At 43.0% G+C, this 20,562-nt stretch carries 19 protein-coding genes and 1 riboswitch; of the genes, 10 read left to right on the plus strand and 9 right to left on the minus strand.

All coding sequences use genetic code 11. The features are described from left to right. Positions 1-26 precede the first annotated feature (26 nt). The 6 genes from ACFOSV_RS07825 to ACFOSV_RS07850 all read right to left on the minus strand — a co-directional run bounded on the left by ACFOSV_RS07825 (position 27) and on the right by ACFOSV_RS07850 (position 5,668). Positions 27-2,183 carry a DUF5916 domain-containing protein gene (locus ACFOSV_RS07825; RefSeq protein ID WP_377905111.1) on the minus strand — a complete coding sequence of 719 codons (2,157 nt, stop codon included), beginning with the start codon at positions 2,181-2,183 and terminating at the stop codon, positions 27-29. A 151-nt stretch (positions 2,184-2,334) separates the two neighbouring features. After that, on the minus strand, positions 2,335-2,766 hold the full coding sequence (locus tag ACFOSV_RS07830) for a secondary thiamine-phosphate synthase enzyme YjbQ (RefSeq protein ID WP_377905113.1): 432 nt from the start codon (positions 2,764-2,766) through the stop codon (positions 2,335-2,337). 9 nt (positions 2,767-2,775) lie between these two features. Continuing rightward, positions 2,776-3,249, minus strand: a complete 474-nt coding sequence (locus ACFOSV_RS07835; RefSeq protein WP_377905115.1) for a hypothetical protein — start codon at positions 3,247-3,249, stop codon at positions 2,776-2,778. A gap of 286 nt (positions 3,250-3,535) precedes the next feature. Continuing rightward, complete coding sequence (locus tag ACFOSV_RS07840; protein ID WP_377905117.1) at positions 3,536-3,895, minus strand: TfoX/Sxy family protein; 360 nt, start codon at positions 3,893-3,895, stop codon at positions 3,536-3,538. A gap of 46 nt (positions 3,896-3,941) precedes the next feature. Beyond that, complete coding sequence (locus tag ACFOSV_RS07845; protein ID WP_377905119.1) at positions 3,942-4,814, minus strand: alpha/beta fold hydrolase; 873 nt, start codon at positions 4,812-4,814, stop codon at positions 3,942-3,944. Between the two features lie 11 nt (positions 4,815-4,825). Then, a complete protein-coding gene (locus tag ACFOSV_RS07850; RefSeq protein ID WP_377905121.1) occupies positions 4,826-5,668 on the minus strand; it encodes a fumarylacetoacetate hydrolase family protein in 843 nt (280 codons plus the stop codon). A gap of 104 nt (positions 5,669-5,772) precedes the next feature. Then, positions 5,773-5,869: riboswitch (TPP riboswitch) on the plus strand. Between the two features lie 134 nt (positions 5,870-6,003). Here ACFOSV_RS07850 and ACFOSV_RS07855 point away from each other — a divergent pair. Continuing rightward, the gene (locus ACFOSV_RS07855; RefSeq protein WP_377905123.1) at positions 6,004-8,391 is read left to right on the plus strand and encodes a TonB-dependent receptor; all 2,388 of its coding nucleotides are present in this window, start codon (positions 6,004-6,006) and stop codon (positions 8,389-8,391) included. 37 nt (positions 8,392-8,428) lie between these two features. On the opposite strand, the gene hflX is transcribed toward ACFOSV_RS07855, so the two are convergent. Next, a complete protein-coding gene (gene hflX, locus ACFOSV_RS07860) occupies positions 8,429-9,697 on the minus strand; it encodes a GTPase HflX (protein WP_377905125.1) in 1,269 nt (422 codons plus the stop codon). A gap of 157 nt (positions 9,698-9,854) precedes the next feature. On the opposite strand from hflX, the gene rfbC reads away from it, so the two are divergent. The 9 genes from rfbC to ACFOSV_RS07905 all read left to right on the plus strand — a co-directional run bounded on the left by rfbC (position 9,855) and on the right by ACFOSV_RS07905 (position 17,635). After that, entirely contained in the window at positions 9,855-10,409 is a 555-nt protein-coding gene (gene rfbC / locus ACFOSV_RS07865; RefSeq protein WP_377905127.1) for a dTDP-4-dehydrorhamnose 3,5-epimerase, read from the plus strand. Then, positions 10,406-11,152, plus strand: a complete 747-nt coding sequence (locus ACFOSV_RS07870; RefSeq protein ID WP_377905129.1) for a tyrosine-protein phosphatase — start codon at positions 10,406-10,408, stop codon at positions 11,150-11,152. Before rfbC ends, ACFOSV_RS07870 begins: the two co-directional genes overlap by 4 nt. 6 nt (positions 11,153-11,158) lie before the next feature. Continuing rightward, the gene (locus ACFOSV_RS07875) at positions 11,159-12,112 is read left to right on the plus strand and encodes an NAD-dependent epimerase/dehydratase family protein (RefSeq protein ID WP_377905131.1); all 954 of its coding nucleotides are present in this window, start codon (positions 11,159-11,161) and stop codon (positions 12,110-12,112) included. A 125-nt stretch (positions 12,113-12,237) separates the two neighbouring features. Continuing rightward, positions 12,238-13,656, plus strand: a complete 1,419-nt coding sequence (locus tag ACFOSV_RS07880; protein ID WP_377905133.1) for a tetratricopeptide repeat protein — start codon at positions 12,238-12,240, stop codon at positions 13,654-13,656. A 10-nt stretch (positions 13,657-13,666) separates the two neighbouring features. Next, on the plus strand, positions 13,667-14,437 hold the full coding sequence (locus tag ACFOSV_RS07885; protein ID WP_377905135.1) for a phosphosulfolactate synthase: 771 nt from the start codon (positions 13,667-13,669) through the stop codon (positions 14,435-14,437). Between the two features lie 59 nt (positions 14,438-14,496). Then, complete coding sequence (locus tag ACFOSV_RS07890) at positions 14,497-15,432, plus strand: DUF368 domain-containing protein (protein ID WP_377905137.1); 936 nt, start codon at positions 14,497-14,499, stop codon at positions 15,430-15,432. Continuing rightward, complete coding sequence (locus tag ACFOSV_RS07895) at positions 15,429-16,178, plus strand: shikimate dehydrogenase family protein (protein WP_377905139.1); 750 nt, start codon at positions 15,429-15,431, stop codon at positions 16,176-16,178. Before ACFOSV_RS07890 ends, ACFOSV_RS07895 begins: the two co-directional genes overlap by 4 nt. Next, on the plus strand, positions 16,175-17,029 hold the full coding sequence (gene purU / locus ACFOSV_RS07900; protein ID WP_377905141.1) for a formyltetrahydrofolate deformylase: 855 nt from the start codon (positions 16,175-16,177) through the stop codon (positions 17,027-17,029). The genes ACFOSV_RS07895 and purU overlap by 4 nt, the downstream gene beginning before the upstream one ends. Before the next feature lie 12 nt (positions 17,030-17,041). Further along, positions 17,042-17,635, plus strand: a complete 594-nt coding sequence (locus tag ACFOSV_RS07905) for a DNA-3-methyladenine glycosylase I (protein ID WP_377905143.1) — start codon at positions 17,042-17,044, stop codon at positions 17,633-17,635. Here the strand turns inward: ACFOSV_RS07905 and ACFOSV_RS07910 are convergent. Then, a complete protein-coding gene (locus ACFOSV_RS07910; RefSeq protein ID WP_377905145.1) occupies positions 17,632-19,152 on the minus strand; it encodes a sodium:proton antiporter in 1,521 nt (506 codons plus the stop codon). The genes ACFOSV_RS07905 and ACFOSV_RS07910 overlap by 4 nt on opposite strands. A 176-nt stretch (positions 19,153-19,328) precedes the next feature. Beyond that, positions 19,329-20,555, minus strand: a complete 1,227-nt coding sequence (locus ACFOSV_RS07915) for a Glu/Leu/Phe/Val dehydrogenase dimerization domain-containing protein (RefSeq protein WP_377905147.1) — start codon at positions 20,553-20,555, stop codon at positions 19,329-19,331. Positions 20,556-20,562 lie beyond the last annotated feature (7 nt).

Here is a 20,562-nt window from a genome sequence, read left to right on the forward strand (position 1 = left end):
ACTAAGATTTAATAAAGTTAAGAACCTTAAATATTCAGCCAATAATTCAGCTTTAGCACCAGACTACGCTGTTTTGGAGCGAAAGTATCAGGGAAATAATTATCTGTATATACTAGGAAGAAGTCAGATACCGGAGCAAATCTCCACTGAAGTCTGGTGTTGATATTGATATTTTCGATCTGATTGTTGTACTGGATAAAGGTCGTCCAGAAAAGGCTCTTGCTGAAAGTTAAATCGATTCGAGGACCTACCAAAAGAAGGTCCGCATCATTCTGAGGCTCTGGAAGACGGATTCGGTTGTAGCTGAAATTCATTCCAATATTTGCCGTATAGCCCATACGGATGCCAAGCTGGCTACGGATAGAGGTGATTTTCCCTGTAAAATATTCTCCAAATTCAGAGTTTACTTGGATATTGAAGGCTTTGCGTGGATCGCTTTGGAAGCGAAGCTCCACGGTGTTATTGTAGTAATCTGTGCCTGCAAGTAAAGGCTCTCCCCCAGTTCTTGTTGGGTCGAAATCATTGAATAAATAGATATATCGATTTTTCTGGGTCACTTCCAATTGAGCTAGCGACTGAAAACGAACCTGATAGCCTATGTTGAAATCCCGATCTGTGGTGCCCAGCTCCTCATTGAATCGCAATTCGTATTCCATGGTTGGACCGTGTCGATTGATGATTCTACTTTGCGGAAAGAAGTTGTAACCGATATCGGGATTGAGTCGCTTGTAATTCACCCTAGGTACGAAACCTACTTCCGGATTATATCCCTCTCCGATGTCTAGGTAGCTGATGCTCCAGTTCCAGTGTAAATCACTGTAGAGTACGTAGGCATTGAAGGTCCTAGGGCTGTTTCGATCCTCTTTTTCAAAGGTGCGATGATAAAAGGCTTTGCCGGTCCATTTGCCATCCGCAGAGGCAAGGTTATATTCTAAGCCCAGCAGACGATTGGATTCGTCCGGATCAAATACGTTTTGGCTTTCATTGGGAGACAAGGTCTCTCGATCTACGAAAATGAACCCAATGTTCGATCGGTTGAAGACTTTACGCTGAATAGCGGCCACGCTGAAATTATTTCCGACAATTCCCGCATCTTCATCATTGGCCGTTTGCATATTCATCAGTCCCACTCTCCAGTCGTCTGTGACCTTTCCTGAGAGTCTCGCTCCGTAGAGAATCTGATTTTGCACATTTTGACCCGTGTTTTCATCACGTGCCACACCTATTCTTCTGGAGAAAAAAGGTCGGGCCAGCGGATGCCCAAAGTCTGCAAACAGATCCCCATTTTCTAGGAAAAACTGCCTTCTTTCTGGGAAAAAGATTTCAAATCGATCCAGATTGGTTACCTGTTCGTCCACTTCTACCTGCGAAAAATCCGGATTCACTGTCAGGTCTAGATTCAATGCAGGACCTATTCCCACTTTTGCATCGCCTCCAAAAGAAGGGGAGAATTTTTCCTCTGTTCCTTCCAGAAAATTCTTTGAAGTTCCTCCTGCGATATAAGGAATGATGGAAATATTGGCAGAAGTCTTCTTTAGAGGTTCTTCAAAAATCAGCTTTCGGCTGAAAGCCAAAGAAATAATCGAAAAATTTCGGGGAATTGGAGACCACGTACTGCGCTCACCGGTGTCACTATCGATTCTGTAGAAATTGACATTCCAGTTTTGACCTCCATCCTTAAATCTCAGGGTGGCCAATGGAATGATGGCTTCCACCACCCATCGATCATCCAGGATCGTGGCCTCCGAATACCATTTATTATCCCAGGCTAGACTCAAATCCGTACCCCGGTTTCCTCCATTGGCCAAAAGGCCTTCTCGCTGTACTCCATATGGATTTACCCCAAACTGAAAAGCGTTTGTCTTGTCATTAAAGGTATCAAAGACGAAAGTCACTCCGTCATTTTGCTCCCCTCGATAATCTCGTCTCAAAGAGGTGGACACGTAGTCACGATCTCCTCGGTTCATCATTTCAGCCGCCAAGTATAGGTTTTCATCATCAAAGGCAACTTTGATTCGAGTCTGGACCTCAGCGCGTGAAGTATCAGATGGGAAATACTGCATGAAATCCGTATTCCATCCCTCAGCATCCTGCCAAATCGCTTCATCAAGTACACCATCAAGTTTGATAGGCTCCCTCAGTTTAAAAGCGAATGCATTGGATTGTCCCTGATCCTGGGCCATTAGGCTGGAAGAAGCATGGAAAAGACACAAAACAAGAAAAAAGGAAAGCGGAACTCTAAGGGTCATCAGGGCAAAAATACCTGAACTATCAGAAGCCTTTGCCTGATTTATATCAGTGGTGAATTAGAAGTATGTACTGGGCTTTTAAAGTCTAAAAAATTTCGCCAAAGGCGGTTAAGACCAAATTTCTTGGACTTGCATAGGTCCGAAACTCACATAAATAAACTCCCTGCCAAGTCCCAAGGGCAAGTCGTCCATTTTGAATTGGGATTTGTAATTGGGTATCAAAAAAACTGGCTTTGATGTGGGCAGGCATGTCGTCAGGGCCCTCATAGGTGTGAATAAAGCGCGGGTAATTTTCTGGAATTAATTCGTTAACAAAGGTTTGAAAATCTCGCCGTACGGTAGGATCTGCATTTTCATTGATTGTTAAGGCTGCAGAAGTATGCTGAATGAAAATTTGAAGAAAGCCAGTCTTGATGTTACGAATTTCCGGAATTACTTCTAAGATCCGGTCTGTAATCAAGTGGTATCCTGAAGAAAAGACTGGAAGTTTAAGCTGTCGTTGAACCCATTCACTCATACAGTGAATTTAGAAAATAAAGCTATTTCCAGTACTATCCTCTTTCCTGAATACTAGATTAGGGCCGTCGCATGCTCCCCAAGAACCCATTAACTTACCATCTTCTCGAATAAGTATGGGTTCGAAATCTTGGCCACAAAAGTGAATCGTGCCAAAATAATCTGAAGAGCTATCAAGATTTAAATTAGAGGAAGCCTCGCTATACTGCAAATGGAGATACTCTCTCCCATCCATCTCTGAATATTTATAAAAAGTACCATTGAGCTGCAGGCTCCCCAAGGTTTTAGAAAATGTGCTATCGGGGCGAAAAGTATAATAATAAGTGGTATCTGTCACAGCAACGAATTCATCTGGATTCAGACAAAAAGTACAAGTATAACCTTCCAGGCTCCAAATCTCAGAACTTGGTTGAGCAGGATTTTCATTTTCCGTGCAGGAAGCAAGGACCAGTGTTAAGGCGAGGATAGTTAGAAATGGTTTCATGAATTAGATATTTGGACTATTGTACGGTTGAATAGTGGGTTTTGGTTTAAAACCCACTAATGATTGTCAGATTTTCTCGAAGTGAGGTCATCAAGGCTTCTAGGGGTGTTTATAGACTGATTTTTAGTCCTCATTTGAATTTGAGATCGTCCAATTACTTTACTATTAAATTGAAAAAAGATTCAAAAAGTCAATTTGAAGTTTGATTTGCCTTCGTACAGATGCATTTTGGATTTTCGAGAAGGAAATCCTTGAGAAAAATCAAAGGAAAGATCTTATAAGATCATTATCTTCCTTTGCTTTTTTTGGCTTTTGGATTAAAGGCCAAAGCAAGGTCTACCCAAAACTCCAAATCCTCTTCATTGTCATATCCCTCCGGGTAAATGAAAACAAAGTCCTTCATAGGCCGGCCTGTAAATTCCATGGGTCTGCACCCAAGCCTCTTTTCATTTTTCACTTGGGCCTCCTCTCCGATTCGAGCCATGATGCGATCTTCTTGGGTCTTTTTGTCTCTGGCAATGCCAATGCACATTTTGTCGTCTACCATAAAGACCAATCCTCCCATCATCTTTTTTTGGTAAAAAAGAGCTTTTCTTTCAGAAAGGACCCGTTCTATTCTTTCGGCTAAGTATTGATCGTAGGCCATACAATGTTAAGTTAGGAAAAAGCGGGAAAAGAGCTGAGTAAAAAGATCAAGTTGATTTTTTTGAATTCAAAAAACCTAGGATGTGTTTCAGGACTTCCTTGGGAACTTCCACGTGGGGATAATGGCCTGCGTCAGGAAGGTGACAGATATCTGGAGAAGGAATTAGCTCGGCATACCTATGGGCCATATGGAGGCCAGAAACTGGGTCTTGATTTCCATTAATTAATCGAATGGGGATAGTTGAGTTTTGTAGCGCTCCAACCCATCTGGATCGTTTGGCGCTTCGCTCCGACATGTATCGAATCAACCTGGGAAGCACACGCACCCCATCCTTGTAATTCAGCAAATACCAAAAGTCCTCAATCAATTCTTCAGATGGGGGATATGAATTGCTGAAAATGCGATTCATACTCTTTCGGAAAGTCTTTTTTCTTGTAAGTTTCGCTACCCATTTTCCGATTGGAGAAATCAATAATTTTTGAATCAAAAGTGGTCTGTGGGTCTCTGGGAATAGTCCGCCATTCAATAAAACACAAGATTTCCATGTCACTTTACTTTTACCCTCTAGACTTCGGGCCAGGAGTTCTTGAGCCACGGTATCTCCTAAATCATGAGCCAGCAAGTGGGCAGAAGAAATATTTTCAGCCAAGCAAAGCGACTCAATCATATCGGCCTGATCTGCTACAGAAATAGGTTGATCCGGTTTATCCGAGAAGCCCAAGCCAATTAAATCTGGAGCGATTAGTTGAAAATTCTCAGAGAGGTCTTTCCAGATTGGCAAAAAATCAAAAGACGCCGTGGGAAATCCATGTATGCAAAAAATCACCTCTCCTTTTCCAGATTTTTGGTAGAAAATCTTACTTCCATTGAGATGGATTTCTAGGCCTGTAGACTTCCATTCGGTTAAATTCGGGGACATGGGATTCAGGATTAAATTAGCCCCACCACGTTTTCTAGTGTTCCAATTCCTGTAATTGAAATCTTCACTAGATCGCCTTCTTTAAGGGTAAATCCATCAGGAACAATACCCGTTCCAGTCATCATCAGACAGCCGATTGGAAAAGTATTAGCTCGATAAAGCCACTCAGCTAGTTCCTTCGGCTTGCGCTTCAATTGGGTAAGGTCTGTACTTCCTCCAGCCTCAAACGTCCCATTTCTATGAATTTCTAGTTTGATTTCCGTGTTTTCAGCAATCTCGTCTTGAATCAAAAGGCAAGGCCCAATCGCAGCACATCCTTCATAGACTTTTGCTTGGGGCAAATAAAGTGGGTTTTCTCCCTCGATGCTTCGGCTACTCATGTCATTACCAATAGTAAACCCTTGAATTTTCCCTTTGGGAGAGATTACCAGCGTGAGTTCGGGCTCGGGTACGTCCCAAGTAGAATCCTTACGGATATTCACTTGGCCTCCCGGATTAGAAACTCTCGAAGCAGTGGCTTTAAAGAATAGCTCTGGGCGATCAGCGTTGTATACCTTGTCGTAAAATGTAGCCCCACCTGAATCTTCTGATTCCTCCATTCTCGCGGTCCGGCTGCGGTAGTAAGTCACTCCAGCTGCCCATACTTCTTGATTACCCATGGGAGCCAAGATTCCCGAGTCTATTTTTTCTTGCACCTTTTCAGGAGAAATGCTTTCCCAGGAAGATGATACTTCGAGCAAGTGATTTTTCAACTGCTCTTGGCTTAAGAGCTTGTCCCAGTCTAGCGAAGGACCAAGCAGATTTTTGTCATTTACAATTAGAAGTGTGGCTTCTTTGAGTTTGTAGAGTTTCATAGGCGGAAAGGTTCAAAGTGGAAGATACTAATTTTGCTTAAGCACAGATTGGGATTTTTTGCGAAAGGGGCTTGAAAATCAAGTTTTGCAACTTACTTTTGCTTCCAGATCATAAGGGGTGCCTTAATAAAACGGGCTGAGATCATACCCATACGACCTGATCCGGGTAATGCCGGCGAAGGGAAATGAGCAAGCAAAAGTAAAAGTTTAATGAAGTCGAAGCGGTACCCTTCTATTCATTGCTATTGCTTTCGCAAATCGGGTAAACAATCACGGAAAGCTTCCCTTGAGTTTTCTCATGTTTCACTCAAATGATCCCGAAAGGGAAGATTATCATGAAAAAATTAAGTTTAATTCTGGCTTTATGCTGGATGAGTTTTGCTGCTTTGGCACAAGAAAAGCTAAGCGGAAAAGTACTGGATGCCCAAACCGGAGATCCTCTGATCGGAGCATCCGTATGGACAGAAAAAGCAGGCCGAGGTGCCGTCACAGATGAAAGTGGTCGCTTCACCTTAACCAAGTTGCCTAGCGGCGAAGTACGATTGAAGATTTCATACCTAGGTTATGAAACCTATGAGGAATCCATCTCTATTCCCTATTCTGGGGACTTGGAGGTTCGGCTGGAGTCTAGGGATTTGTTGACGGAGGAATTTATCGTATCAGCGACAAGAGCCTCATCTACCACGCCCACCACCTTCAAGACCATAGATAAGGAAGAGCTTGCCAAACGAAATCTTGGGCAGGATATTCCTATTCTCCTGAATTTCACTCCTTCCGTGGTCTCCCATTCGGATGCTGGTGCTGGAGTGGGATACACAGGATTGAGAATCAGAGGTACGGACCAAACCCGAATCAATGCCACCATTAACGGCATTCCGCTGAATGATGCCGAATCTCATGGAGTGTTTTGGGTGAATATGCCTGATTTTGCGAGCTCGGTGGACAATGTACAGATCCAACGAGGGGTGGGGACTTCCACCAATGGTGCTGCGACTTTTGGCGCCAGCCTAAACTTCCAAACCGATACGCGTCAAGATGAAGCCTACGCGGAAGTACAAAGTGGTGTGGGTTCATTTAATACCTTCAGAAATACCGTGAAAGCTGGAACAGGCTTACTCAATAACCGCTTTGCAGTTGATGCTCGACTATCGAAAATCACTTCGGATGGCTACGTGGATCGGGCATTTTCTGATCTCAAAAGCTTTTACGTGTCAGGTGGATACTATGGAGAGAATAGTGTGATCAAGCTCAATATTTTCTCAGGAGCAGAGCAAACCTATCAATCCTGGTGGGGCCTTCCTGAATCCAAGCTGGAAACCGACCGAACGGATAATTTTTACACCTATGAAAACGAAACGGATAACTATCAGCAGGATCATTACCAGTTGATCTATACTGGAAAAATTGGAACGAATTGGAAAACCAACCTCGCACTTCACTATACTTATGGACGGGGCTACTTTGAGCAATATCGGGAAGATGATGACTTTGCCAGCTATGGACTCCCTGATGTGACTATAGGTGATGAAGTCATCTCAAGTACAGATATCATTCGCAGGAGATGGCTGGACAATGATTTCTATGGTTTCGTCGGTTCGGTGAATTATATCTCTGACAATGGAAAACTGGATTTCATTTTAGGTGGAGGAGCCAATCGATACGATGGAGATCACTTTGGTGAGATCATTTGGGCAAGAGTGGCAGGCGACACCGATATCCGAGAGCGCTATTATGATAATAATGCCGTGAAAGATGATCGTAATATCTATGCTAAGGCCACGTATGAAGTGCTGCCAGGATTTAATGTTTTTGGAGACCTTCAAGTAAGAGGGATCGATTATTCTTTCTTTGGGGTGAATGACGATCAGCGGATCGTGGACGGCCAAGAGAATTACACCTTCTTCAATCCCAAGTTTGGACTGAGCTATGAAAAAGATGGGAAGACCTGGTACGCAAGCTATGCCGTGGCAAATCGTGAGCCGACTCGATCTGACTTCACCGATAATCCGATTACCGAGGTGCCAAGACCTGAGCGATTGAATAATGTAGAGGCAGGAGTTCGAGCACAAAGTGGCAGGTTCACGTATAATGCCAATTTCTACTACATGAAGTATAAAGATCAGCTCATTCTTACTGGTCAGATCAATGATGTGGGGGCTTATATCCGTGAAAATGTACCGAATTCCCACCGAATAGGGATTGAATTAGATGGAGCCTATCAGGTTTCTAAACAGCTGACTCTGGGTGGAAATGTTGCTTTCAGCCGAAATAAGATTCCGTTCTTTATTGAATTTGTGGATGATTACAGTGGAGATGATTTCTCTCAGGAGAGCTTTGCCTATACGGATACCGACATTGCTTTCTCACCCAATACTGTAGCATCGGCAATTATCGAATATAGTCCGGTCGAGAACCTTTCGATCAACTGGCTGAGCAAGTATGTAGGACAGCAGTTTCTGGACAATACTTCAAATGAAAACCGAGCGCTTGATGCCTTTTTCACCAATGATATTCGTGTGAGCTACAAAGTACAGCCTCGCTTTTTCAAAAGTCTAGAAGTGAATTTGTTGGTAAATAATATTTTCAATGAAATGTACGAGCCCAATGGCTATACTTTCAGCTACTTTATCCCTGGTGATACAGGTAGGGAGTTGATCACTGAAAATTTCTACTATCCGCAGGCCGGTACCAATTTCCTGCTAGGAGTCAGCATGCGATTCTAAAAGCAAAAGGCTCGAATGAATTCCATTCGAGCCTTTTTTAGTTTTCTTTTTCCTCTTCTTCTTCCCAAGTGTACACCTCGGGCTCTAAGTAATGTGGATAGATCTTTAGATGTTGTTTTTTCACTTCAGCTGTGAGGCGTTTTCTGAAAAGCTCCACATTATCTCCAGAATTGGCTGCCATAAATACTGGCTCAATACCGGTTTTTTTGGTGTATGCATTTGAAAGCGCATCAAAATCCTTGAAATCTGCTTCTTGGAGTTCTATTTCGGTCATGTGTTGAATCGCTTCTTCCGAAGGCATGGTCTCTACGAGATCAATCTTGTTAAAGACCAAAAGTTCTGGCTTATCTCCTGCCTTGATTTCACGAAGGGTTTGATGAACCACCTGAATGTGATCTTCGAAGTTAGGATGCGAAATATCCACCACATGGACGAGCAAGTCGGCTTCTCTGATTTCGTCTAGAGTACTTTTAAAAGACTCGATCAGGTGAGTGGGGAGCTTCCGGATAAAACCTACCGTATCGGAAAGGAGAAATGGAATTCGATCCAACACCACCTTCCGTACGGTGGAATCCACCGTGGCAAAAAGCTTGTTTTCAGCTAAGATGTCAGATTTGGTGATAAGATTCATCAATGTGCTTTTACCCACATTGGTGTACCCTACCAAGGCGACTCTCACGATTCCTTCTCTTCCCTTTCGCTGGGTATGCCCCTGCTTTTCAATTTGACGAAGTTTAGCTTTGAGCAAGGTGATTTTATTTCGGATGTCTCGCTTATCAGTCTCGATTTCCTTTTCACCAGCACCACCTCGAGTGGAAGTTCCACCACGCTGACGCTCCAAGTGAGTCCACATTCGGGTAAGTCTTGGAAGCAGATATTGAAATCTGGCCAGCTCCACTTGAGTTTTGGCTTGGGCAGTTTGCGCTCGCTGAAGGAAAATATCTAAAATCAAGAGTGACCTATCATAGATTTTGACCTTCAGTTCGTTTTCCAAATTCCGCATTTGCGAAGGAGAAAGATCATCATCGAAAATGAGCATATCTACTTCAAAGTGCTCGATGTATGCTTTGATTTCTTCGAGTTTTCCACTTCCTACGAAGGTGCGGATATCTGGCTTTTCTAGTCTTTGGGTAAAGCGATAGATCGCATTTGCCCCCAAAGTTTCTGTTAAGAAAGCTAATTCATCGAGGTTATCGGAGATTTCACGATCCGATTGTCCTTGAGCGATCAGACTCACTAGCACCGCCGAAGGGACGGTGGGAGCAGTATCGTATAGTTTCTGAAGCTTTCTTGAAAATTTCCCCATAGAGTTCCTAACTAGTTGTTTTGTAGGTTGATAAATCTTTGCCCACACAGGATGCTAACAAGGATTTAGGTTCACAAAGTTCGCCATATTTCTTGGTAATAGATTAGGATACTCAATAAAGGCATGGTTATTTTGTGGATTATTCGAGTAAATCTTCATGACAGAAATAAAAAAGACTTCGATTCCGGGTGTTCTGGAGATTTTGCCAAGAATTTTCGAAGACCCAAGAGGATACTTTTTTGAGTCGTTTCGACAAGATTGGTTCAAAGCAGAAGGAATTGAAGAAAATTGGGTTCAAGATAATCAGTCGAGCTCCAAGAAAGGAACAATCCGCGGTTTGCATTTTCAAAGATCTCCCTATGCTCAAGCGAAACTTGTCCGGGTGATTCAGGGGAGAGTATTGGATGTGGCGGTGGATTTGCGCGAAGGTTCCAGCACTTTTGGGAAGTCTGTCGTGGTAGAACTTAGCGCCGAAAAAAACAATCAACTTTATATTCCAAGGGGATTTGCACATGGGTTTTCCGTGTTGGAAGATTCAATTTTTGCTTACAAGTGTTCCAATTATTACCACAAAGAATCCGAGGGAGGTATACTCTGGCAGGATCCTGATCTAGGAATTAATTGGGAAGTAAGGGAGCCAACGATTTCTGAAAAGGATGAGGTTTGGCCCACATTGCAAGAGTTCATCGATAGGGAGGGTAGTTTAAAATGAATTTCTTTGACATTTTCAGAAGTAAGCCGAGTGAAGTCGAGCCTTTGAGGCTAGACTGGCTAGAGGTGGATATGCATTCGCATTTGATCCCAGGAATAGACGATGGGTCTAAAAGCATGCAGGAATCCCTGGATTTGATTTCCAGACTTTCGGATTTTGGTCTGCGCAAATTGATCACCACTCCACACATCATGTCGGAGTATTATAAAAACACCCCGGAAATCATCCGAATGGGGCTAGAAGACCTTCGGAAAAGCGTAAAGGCCGCTGGGATAAATATCGAAATTGAGGCCGCTGCGGAGTATTACTTGGATGAAATATTCTTGGAGAAAGTCAAAGACGGGGAGGAAATACTGACCTTCGGAGATAATTATATTTTGGTGGAGACAGGATTTATCAACCGACCCCAAATGCTCCTGGAGACGCTTTTTCAATTAGAGATGAGCGGGTATAAACCTATTTTTGCACACCCTGAAAGATACCAGTATTTGTTGGGCGACAAGCAGTTACTTGAAGATCTGGTAGATAGAAGCTTGCTTTTTCAAGTGAATTTACTCTCACTTACTGGATTTTATTCTAAGCCAGTGAAAGACTTTGCAGAGACCCTTTTGGAAAGAGGTTTGGTCCGGCTTTTCGGAACAGATTGCCACAATCCACGTTACCTAGACATGCTTGAAAGCTTACCCAAATCCAAGAATTACCAGAAAATCCAAGAATTAGACCTGATCAATCGGTCACTTTAATCTCAGATGAATATACTCATCACAGGCATCACCGGCCTTTTTGGAAGTTACCTCGCCAAGGTTTTTTCAGAAATAGGCCAAATTCACGGACTTATCCGCGAGGGCTCCTCAAAAAGGCTGCTCGAAAACGCGGATTTTCCGATCCATTGGAGAGAGGGTGATGTTTTGGATCCAGAGTCACTTAGTGTAGCCTTGATTGACATAGATTTGGTCATTCATGCCGCTGGAAAAGTTTCATTTGATCCTAAAGACAAGAACACTCTTTATGCTGTGAATGTCCAAGGCACGGCCAATTTGGTCAATACCATGCTCGCTGACGGAGTCAAACGTCTTATTTACATCAGCTCGGTGGCCGCCATTGGGCGCTCGCCTGAATTAAAATCTGTGGATGAAAAGCATAAATGGACAGAATCACCCTTAAATACAGACTATTCGATCTCCAAATATTGGGGTGAATTAGAAGCGTGGAGAGGGGAACAAGAAGGTCTAGATCTGATGGTGGTCAATCCCTCGATTTTGCTGGCTAAAACTTCTGATGATAGAAGTAGCACAATGATCTATGAATACCTCAAAGAAGGCAGAACCTATTATCCTAAAGGCACGGTCAATTTTATAGATATCCGGGACGCAGCGATCTTGGTGAGAAGACTCTATGAAAAAGAACAATGGGGAGAGCGGTTTATCCTCAATCGAGAAAGTATGGCATACAAAGAGTTCTACGAGTTGATGGGGCAAGTCTTCGGAATGAAAGCGCCGAATAAGCCTTTGGCTGACAGTTTATTGGCTTGGGTACTTCGAGCTCAATGGCTCTTTTCAAAGCTCAGGCTGACCAAAACCATCTTAAATAAACAGACCGCACTGATCGCTCAGCAGCAAATATTTTTTGATAATCAAAAAGTAAATCGTCTGCTTGAATTCAATTACAGAAGTCTAGAGGAGACATTTGAATGGGCAAAGTAAACTAATCCTCCCAGGTATACGTTTTCGAAAGCAACCTAGACCCCACCAAGCCTCAAAAAAAAGTCAAATTTCGATTTTGAAGCACCAATTTAATTGGTAAATTAAAAGAACCTTAACCCTTCCGAATGACAGGAGATCATGACTACGATTGGGAAAATGAAAAAAAGCTCATCGAGCGATTTGAAAATTCCCTCAAATCTAATTTGGATTTGTACTTTGAAGAAGAGGAACTTGAAGACATCATCCGCTTCTACTTTGATCAGCAAAAATTCCTAAAGGCCCTACGTGCTGCCGAATTTTCTCTCGAAAGATTCCCCTATTCCGTTGATATCAAGATGCTCAAAGCGCAGTGCCTGATTTTCAATGACGAACTAGAGGAAGGAATGGAAATCCTAGAGAACATCAATAACCTTTCCCCCAACAATGAGGAGATTATCCTTGCTTTGGCCAATGGGCACATTCTAGCTGGATCGTATGATCAGGGCATAGAACTGCTCGAGAATTATCTTTCCCTTGCAGAGGATAAAGCCGAAGTGAACTACTCCCTCGGGAATCTTTACCGAATCAAAGGAGATAATAAAAAAGCCACGTTCTACTTCAAGGAGGCCGTCAAGTGCCGAATCAATCACGAAGACGCTCTTTTTCAGTTGGCAATGATCACTGAAGAAGAGGGGTCCTTTGATGAAATATTAGAATTCTACCAGCAGTTTATCGATCAGGACCCCTACAGCGCGGGTGCTTGGTACAATCTGGGCGTAGTCTATAATCGTCTCGGCAGGTTTGAAGAAGCCATCAAGGCATATGATTATGCTTTGCTGATCGATGATTCATTTGCCTCTGCGTATTTCAATCTTGGTAATGCCCTGATGAATACACAGCAATACGAGCTTGCTCTGGAAGCCTATCAAAATACCATCAATTGCGAAGGTGCCAATGCGGAGAACTGCTGCTATATGGGGGCTGCATACGAGAAGCTTGGCAAAATCGAGGAGGCATTCAAGTATTTTAAGAAGTCCGCTAAACTAGACGAGGAGTACGATGATGCTTGGTTTGGTCTGGGAATGTGCATGCTTAAGAAAGAGAAGTATTTCGAGGCCATCCATTATTTCAAAAAGGCACTGAATTTTACCAAGGGAAATCCGAATTACTGGGTGGGCTTGGCAGATGCTGAATTCAAACTGGGAAATCTACAAGCTAGTTCTGAGGCCTACGAAGAGGCAATCAATCTCGAGCCTGGAATAATGGAGACCTATGTCAATTTATCGGTAATTTACTTTGATCAAAATAGATTTGAGGAGTCCATAGACGTGATCACCGAGGGAATAGATGAGCTTCCAGAGGAGGCTGAGTTATACTATCGAATGGTTGTTTACCAGATAAAAATGGGTAAATACAAGGAGGCATTCTCATTTTTAGAAAATGCATTAACTTTGGACTTCGAAAAGCACACGATCCTGTTTGAATTAATGCCTGAATTAGAAAAACAAAAGGCTATTTACAAGATCATTGCACAGTACAAAGAAGACAATCCTGATAAAACCTAAAACCTTCTGAATGAATTACGAGCTAAAGAATATACCGGTACGTACTCAAAAACCACGCGCCGAAGGATTTACTATGGCTATGGACAAGGGTCTGAGCCTGAGAGAAGTAGAAGATTTTGTAGATAGCTGCGGAGATTATGTAGATATCGTGAAGTTGGGTTGGGCTACCTCCTATGTCACCAAAAACCTGAAAGAGAAAATAGCGCTGTACAAGGCAGCAGGAATCCCTGTTTATCTCGGAGGAACCCTATTTGAAGCTTTTATTGTCCGCGGACAATTTGATGATTACAGAGGGGTTTTGGATAAGTATGGCTTAGAGTATGCTGAAGTTTCTGATGGATCCATCACTTTGAATCATGACAAGAAGTGTGACTATATCTCTACGCTTGCCAAACAAGTAACCGTACTATCTGAAGTTGGCTCTAAGGATGCTGCAAAGATCATCCCACCATACAAGTGGATCGAGCAAATGCAAACCGAGCTTGATGCCGGTGCATGGAAAGTAATCGGTGAGGCACGAGAAGGAGGAAATGTGGGTCTTTTCAGAGATTCTGGAGAAGTAAGACAAGGATTGGTGGAAGAGATTCTTACCAAAATACCAGGCGACAAGATTATTTGGGAAGCTCCGATCAAAAGTCAGCAGGTCTGGTTTATTAAGCTATTGGGGACCAATGTCAACCTTGGAAATATCAGCCCATCGGAAATCATTCCATTAGAAACTATCAGGCTTGGCTTGAGAGGGGATACATTTGATATGTTCCTCGATGGTATCAGCTTATAATCGTACGAATCTTTAAATTTGGGCTGATTAGGTACTCTAGTCAGCCTTATTTTTTATCCATGGAAATAGTCAAAAGGTATTTGCTCATCTTCTTCAAAGGAATGGGTATGGGCGCAGCAGATATAGTTCCAGGGGTTTCTGGAGGTTCTATAGCCTTGATCACAGGGATTTATCAAAGACTCCTCGACTCCATCACTTCAATTAATGGAGATACGCTGCGCTTGTTGCTAAAGGGTAGATTTGTGGATTTTTACAAAGGAGTAAATGGTACCTTTTTGTTGGCGCTCTTGCTAGGAATCATGACCAGTATTTTCCTGCTATCTGATCTTATCACCTATTTGATGGATGAGGAACCCATTGCACTTTGGTCCTTTTTCTCCGGTCTTATTTTGATCAGTGCTTTTATGATTTTGAAGGATATTTCAAGGTGGCACTTGGGAGTGGTTTTCGCCATTATTGTGGGTATTGTGTCGGCGTATTTCGTGACCGAATTGCCTCCCATCTCCTCTCCAGACAGTCTTTGGTTTACCTTTGTGGCAGGTGCGATTGCCATTTGCGCCATGATTTTGCCGGGAATTAGCGGTAGCTTTTTATTGCTGATTTTGGGTAAATATGAATCTATCCTTACCGCATTGTCTGAGCGAGATTTCTTCACTTTGGCAATCTTTGCCTCTGGATGTTTAGTAGGAATTCTTTCCTTTAGCCGGTTGATTTCCTGGCTTTTGAAAAAATATTATGCCACCACTATAGGCCTACTTTCTGGATTTATGCTGGGTTCGCTGAATAAACTTTGGCCATGGAAACTAGTGACAGCATATCGCACCTCATCAAGTGGTGAAGAAAAGCCTTTTTTGACTGAAAACCTTTCTCCGGGTTCCTATCAAGAGATGCTGGGAGAGGATCCACAATTGTGGATTGCCATTGGAGCTTTTGCTTTTGGGATCTTGTTGGTGTTTTCTATTGATCGTTTGGCAGCTTATTTTTCTAAGAAATGAGAAAATTCGGACTCATCGGCTTTCCTCTTGGACATTCTTTTTCGAAGAAGTATTTCAGCGAAAAGTTTGAAAAAGAAGGCTTGAGCGATTGTGAGTTTGAGTTATTTGAAATTCCGAAAATCGAGAATATTAAGGAGGTACTTTCTTCTCATCCTAACTTAGAAGGCCTGTGCGTCACTATTCCCTATAAGCAGCAAGTCATGGATTTTGTGGATGAAATAGCTCCTGCCTGTCAGCGGATAGGCGCAGTGAATTGCATCCAATTTTCTGACGGCAGCCTTATCGGTCACAACACGGATTATGTTGGGTTTAAAAACTCATTGCAAAACTGGCTTGGTGACGCTCGTCCGAATGCTTTGATCTTAGGAACAGGTGGTGCTTCTAAAGCCGTAAAGGTAGCCTTAATGGATTTAGGAATTGAGTATTTGATGGTTTCTAGGAATCCATCAGAAGGTCAAATAAGCTATGAGGATTTGAAGTCAGATCCGAATTTATTGACCGCTCATCCATTGATTGTTAATACCACACCCCTAGGAACATTTCCTAAAATTGATCAACATCCAGATCTTCCGTTGGAGCAACTTAATTCTTCCATCTTGTACTACGATCTGGTCTATAATCCAGACCAAACGACTATGATGAAGCATGTGGAGGAGAGAGGAGGAAAAGCGATTAATGGACTAGAAATGCTAATAGGACAGGCCGAAGCTGCTTGGACCATCTGGAACACACCCAAGCGGACATGAGAAAAGCTATCCTAATCATCCAATGCCCCGATCAGAAGGGGATTGTGGCAGCGGTCTCTGACTTCCTCTATCATCGCGGAGGTAATATTCTTGAAGTAGACCAGTATGTGGATCATGAAGCCAAGCGCTTTTTTATGCGGGCCTGCTGGGAATTGGATTCATTTGCTTTAGATCGAGATCAGATTTTATCAGAGTTTGAGGAGAAGGTGGCAGGTCGTTTTGAGATGAGTTTTACGCTTCATTTTAATGATCCCAAAATTCGGATGGCGATTTTTGTGAGTAAACTCTCGCACTGCCTTTTTGATATTTTAGCACGGCATCATTCCGGACAATTGGAAGTGGACATTCCTTTGGTGATCTCAAATCATGAGGATATTCGCGGGGTGGTGGAGGCTTTTGGGATTCCTTACTTCCACATTCCTGTGAGCAAAGATTCTAAGAAGAAGGCAGAGCAAAGGCAGCTCGAATTGATGCGAGAGCATGAAATCGATTTTGTGGTTTTGGCTAGGTACATGCAGATTATTTCGCCTGAGTTTATCCAGCATTTTCCCAATCGGATCATCAACATTCATCATTCCTTTTTGCCGGCTTTTGTGGGAGCAAAGCCCTATCATGCAGCTTTTGAACGAGGCGTGAAAATCATTGGAGCTACGGCTCACTATGTGACAGAGGAGCTAGATGCAGGGCCGATTATCGAACAGGAAGTAGCCCGAGTGAGACATCATAATAGCATTTCAGAGCTCGTCAGCATAGGTCAAGACGTGGAAAAAGTGGTGCTCTCAAGAGCCATTAAGTCTCATCTTGACCGAAAAGTCATGGTGTTCAGAAACCGGACAATTATTTTTTATTAAAAGGCTAATTGCATGAAATCTGTTCAACCCACTGATTCTAAAGTTAGATGCCCTTGGTGCCTAGGTTTCGAGGACTATGTGATCTATCATGACACGGAGTGGGGAGTACCAGTTTACGATGACAAAATTCACTTTGAGTTTCTGATTTTGGAAAGTGCACAGGCTGGTTTGAGTTGGGCTACGATCTTAAAAAAGCGCGAAGGTTATCGAAAGGCATTTGCGGACTTTGATTATAAAATTGTCGCTGGTTTTCCTGATAGCTATGTGGAGGAACTCTTGGAGGATAAAAGTATTATTCGAAACCGCCTCAAGATTAAAGCTGCGATCAATAATGCCGAACGATTTATGGAAGTGCAGCAGGAGTTTGGAAGTTTCTCTAACTACATCTGGGGATTTGTGGGAGGTAAGACGAAGGTAAATAAGCTGAAATCTATGTCTGAAGCTCCGGCCACTTCTCCCGAATCGGATGCCTTGGCGAAGGATATGAAAAAGCGTGGGTTTAAATTTTTAGGAACTACCACCCTCTACGCACACATGCAGGCTACGGGTTTGGTCAATGACCATTTGGTGGATTGTTTTCGCTTTAGAGAGGTGCAGAAAGCTTAATGAAAAGCAAAAAAGATTAGCCACACCAAGAATAGTAAGGGTAGGAGAATTGGCAAAGAGAATCGGATGATGTAGCCAAAGAAGGATGGCATTTTGATTCCACTTTGCTCTGCAATAGACTTCACCATAAAGTTTGGACCATTTCCAATGTAGGTCATTGCTCCAAAGAATACGGATGCGATGGCAATTGCCATCAGCTGGAAAGAGGAATCTGGATAGCCATCTGCGGCAAATTGACGTACTTCCTCGATATTATTGATCGAGCCTCCACCAGAAGCCATTGCCGCCGCTAAGAAGTTTAAGTAAGTGGGAGCATTGTCCAAAAAGCCTGACAGCACTCCTGTTCCCCAATACAAGGTATTTGCAGTGATCAGTTGTGCACCCTCTGGAGACTTTGCAAAGTTCCCCACAAGCTCGAGAGCAGGCATCATTGTTCCAAAAATACCGATGAAAATAAATGCTACTTCTCGAATTGGTTCGAAGTTAAATTCATTGCCTTTGATTGCTCGCTGGTCCGCCAATCGATAGGAAAAGAAAGCTACAGAGAGCATGATGATCTCACGGATAAAGGAGAACTTCTGTCCATCGTAATGGATGGCAGGAACCCACTCAATCACATTGGGATCAAGGAATACCGAACAAATTATGATAAAGAGCCAACCAAAATTTTTGACTCCTAAAAGGGTAAATTTATTAGAATAAGTGACCGGCTCAAGTTCGGAGCTATCTGCAGATCTGCCCATCTTTTTGTCGATGAAGTAAAAAATCACCGCCAGCATACTTAGAGCAAATACCCAAGCTGGCCAGTTATGTTCGAGAGTCCAGAAAAATGGAATTCCCTTGAGAAAACCCAAGAACAATGGAGGGTCTCCAATCGGAGTCAGCGAACCTCCAATGTTACTCACCATGAAGATGAAGAAGATAATATGGTAGGCCTGAATATTTCCTTTGTTCAGCCGAATAAAAGGCCGGATCAAAAGCATTGAGGCACCTGTGGTTCCGATGAGATTGGAAATCAAAGCGCCTACCACAAGTAGAGTTACATTGGCAAGAGGAGTTGATTTTTTATCAATTTCTATCAAAATGCCCCCTGAGGCTATGTACAGCGAGGCAAGCAGTGCTATAAATTGCACGTACTCTGCTAAAGCATGCACAGGCCCATGTACATTATCTAGAACAAAGAGATAGTAGAAGACTACCAAGATGGCGAGACCCATCGCAATTTTGGGATAGTTTTTATGCCAAAAATGCTCGTAAAACAGCGGTCCCGTGGCAATCATTAGCAACAGGGCTACAAAAGGAATCACTAGCCAAATCGGAGCGGAGTGACCATGCTCTTCATCGGACCCATGCTCGGCACCCGCCTCAGCGTGCGAGTCTTCTTGATCGACTTGGATTTCATCCAAAGCTAATGTTTCCATGGCCATTGGTTCATTCGAGGCCAATACCTCTTGTGAAGCCAATCCCGTGAAGGCAAGGGCGAAAATGAAAAACAAACGACAAAGAAAAATCTGCATATGTTGGGTGAAGGCTATTTTTTCAAATTAAAATTGGGTATTTCTCAATCCTCCTTTTCAAAAAGTAGGGTGTCTTGTGCTAAACTACTGATTTTGCCTGAGAATCTCCAAGCAGGTTTTGCTAACGGTAAGATTTATTCCAAAATTAATTCAGAGAACTTGCGAGCGGTATGAGGCTACACAAGTTCTTGTAACGCGATTTTAAAGGAGTTCTGGGCGATTTTAGTTTTAGATGGATTAGTTTCATGGGATCTTCTCAAGGCCTTTGCGATAGTTTCACTGACATCGGAGAAAATTGCTTGATCGGTAACCTCAGCACTTTCACTCATTAAATATGCAAATACACGTGCCATACCACAGTTGGCAATAAAGTCCGGAATCAAGGAAACACGCTCATCTGTCCAAAGGCCGATAGGTCCAAAGAATATTTCAGGATCTGCAAAAGGGACATTGGCTCCACAGGAAATTACTTCCAGCCCAGCATTTACCATTCGCTCTGCCTGATCCTTGGTGATCAATCTAGAAGCTGCTGCCGGAATAAATATTTCACTTTCCAAATCCCAGATTTTCTCATCGATTTCTTCAAAAGGAATAAAGTGGTCGGCTACAAGTGTATTTCCCTTTCTATTGATAAACATCTCTCTGACCTCATCTAGGTTAAAACCAGCTTCATTTATCACTCCTCCATCCTTATCGATGATGCCTACAATCTTGACACCTTCTACAGCTAGGAAGCAGGCTGCCGCTGCGCCCACATTTCCCCAGCCTTGGATTACGGCTCGTTTACCGGATATGTTTCCTCCCCAGATTTCATAGTAATGCCGAACAGCCTCAGCAACTCCATATCCGGTGATCATATCGGCTACTGTGTATTTTTTAGGTCCGTTTGGAGTATACTCTGGGTCTTCCAAAACCTTGGATACACCCTGTCTCAATTGACCGATTTTGCGAATTTTTTCTGGCTCGGTAGCATGGAAGTGGCCATTTACGATGCCTTCTTGGGGATGCCAGATTCCATAGGACTCAGTGATAGGAATGACTTCGTGGATTTCGTCTACATTGAGATCGCCTCCAGTGCCATAATAGTTTTTGAGTAAGGGGGTAACGGCCTTGTACCAACGCTTGAGAACATCATTTTTCCTAGGGTCTTTTGGGTCAAAATTGATTCCTGATTTTGCGCCTCCGATGGCTGGTCCCGATACGGTAAACTTTACCTCCATGGTTTTAGCGAGTGATTCTACCTCACGCTTATCGAGGCCCTTTCTCATTCGAGTTCCTCCCCCGGCAGCTCCTCCACGTAGGGAGTTGATCACCACCCAGCCTTCGGCTTCGGTCTCACTATCGCTCCATTCAAATATGACCTCAGGTTTTTTATTCTCAAACTTCTTAAGTAAATCTTGCATTGGGTAA

This window comes from Algoriphagus namhaensis, assembly GCF_042649705.1.
Lineage (GTDB): Bacteria > Bacteroidota > Bacteroidia > Cytophagales > Cyclobacteriaceae > Algoriphagus > Algoriphagus namhaensis.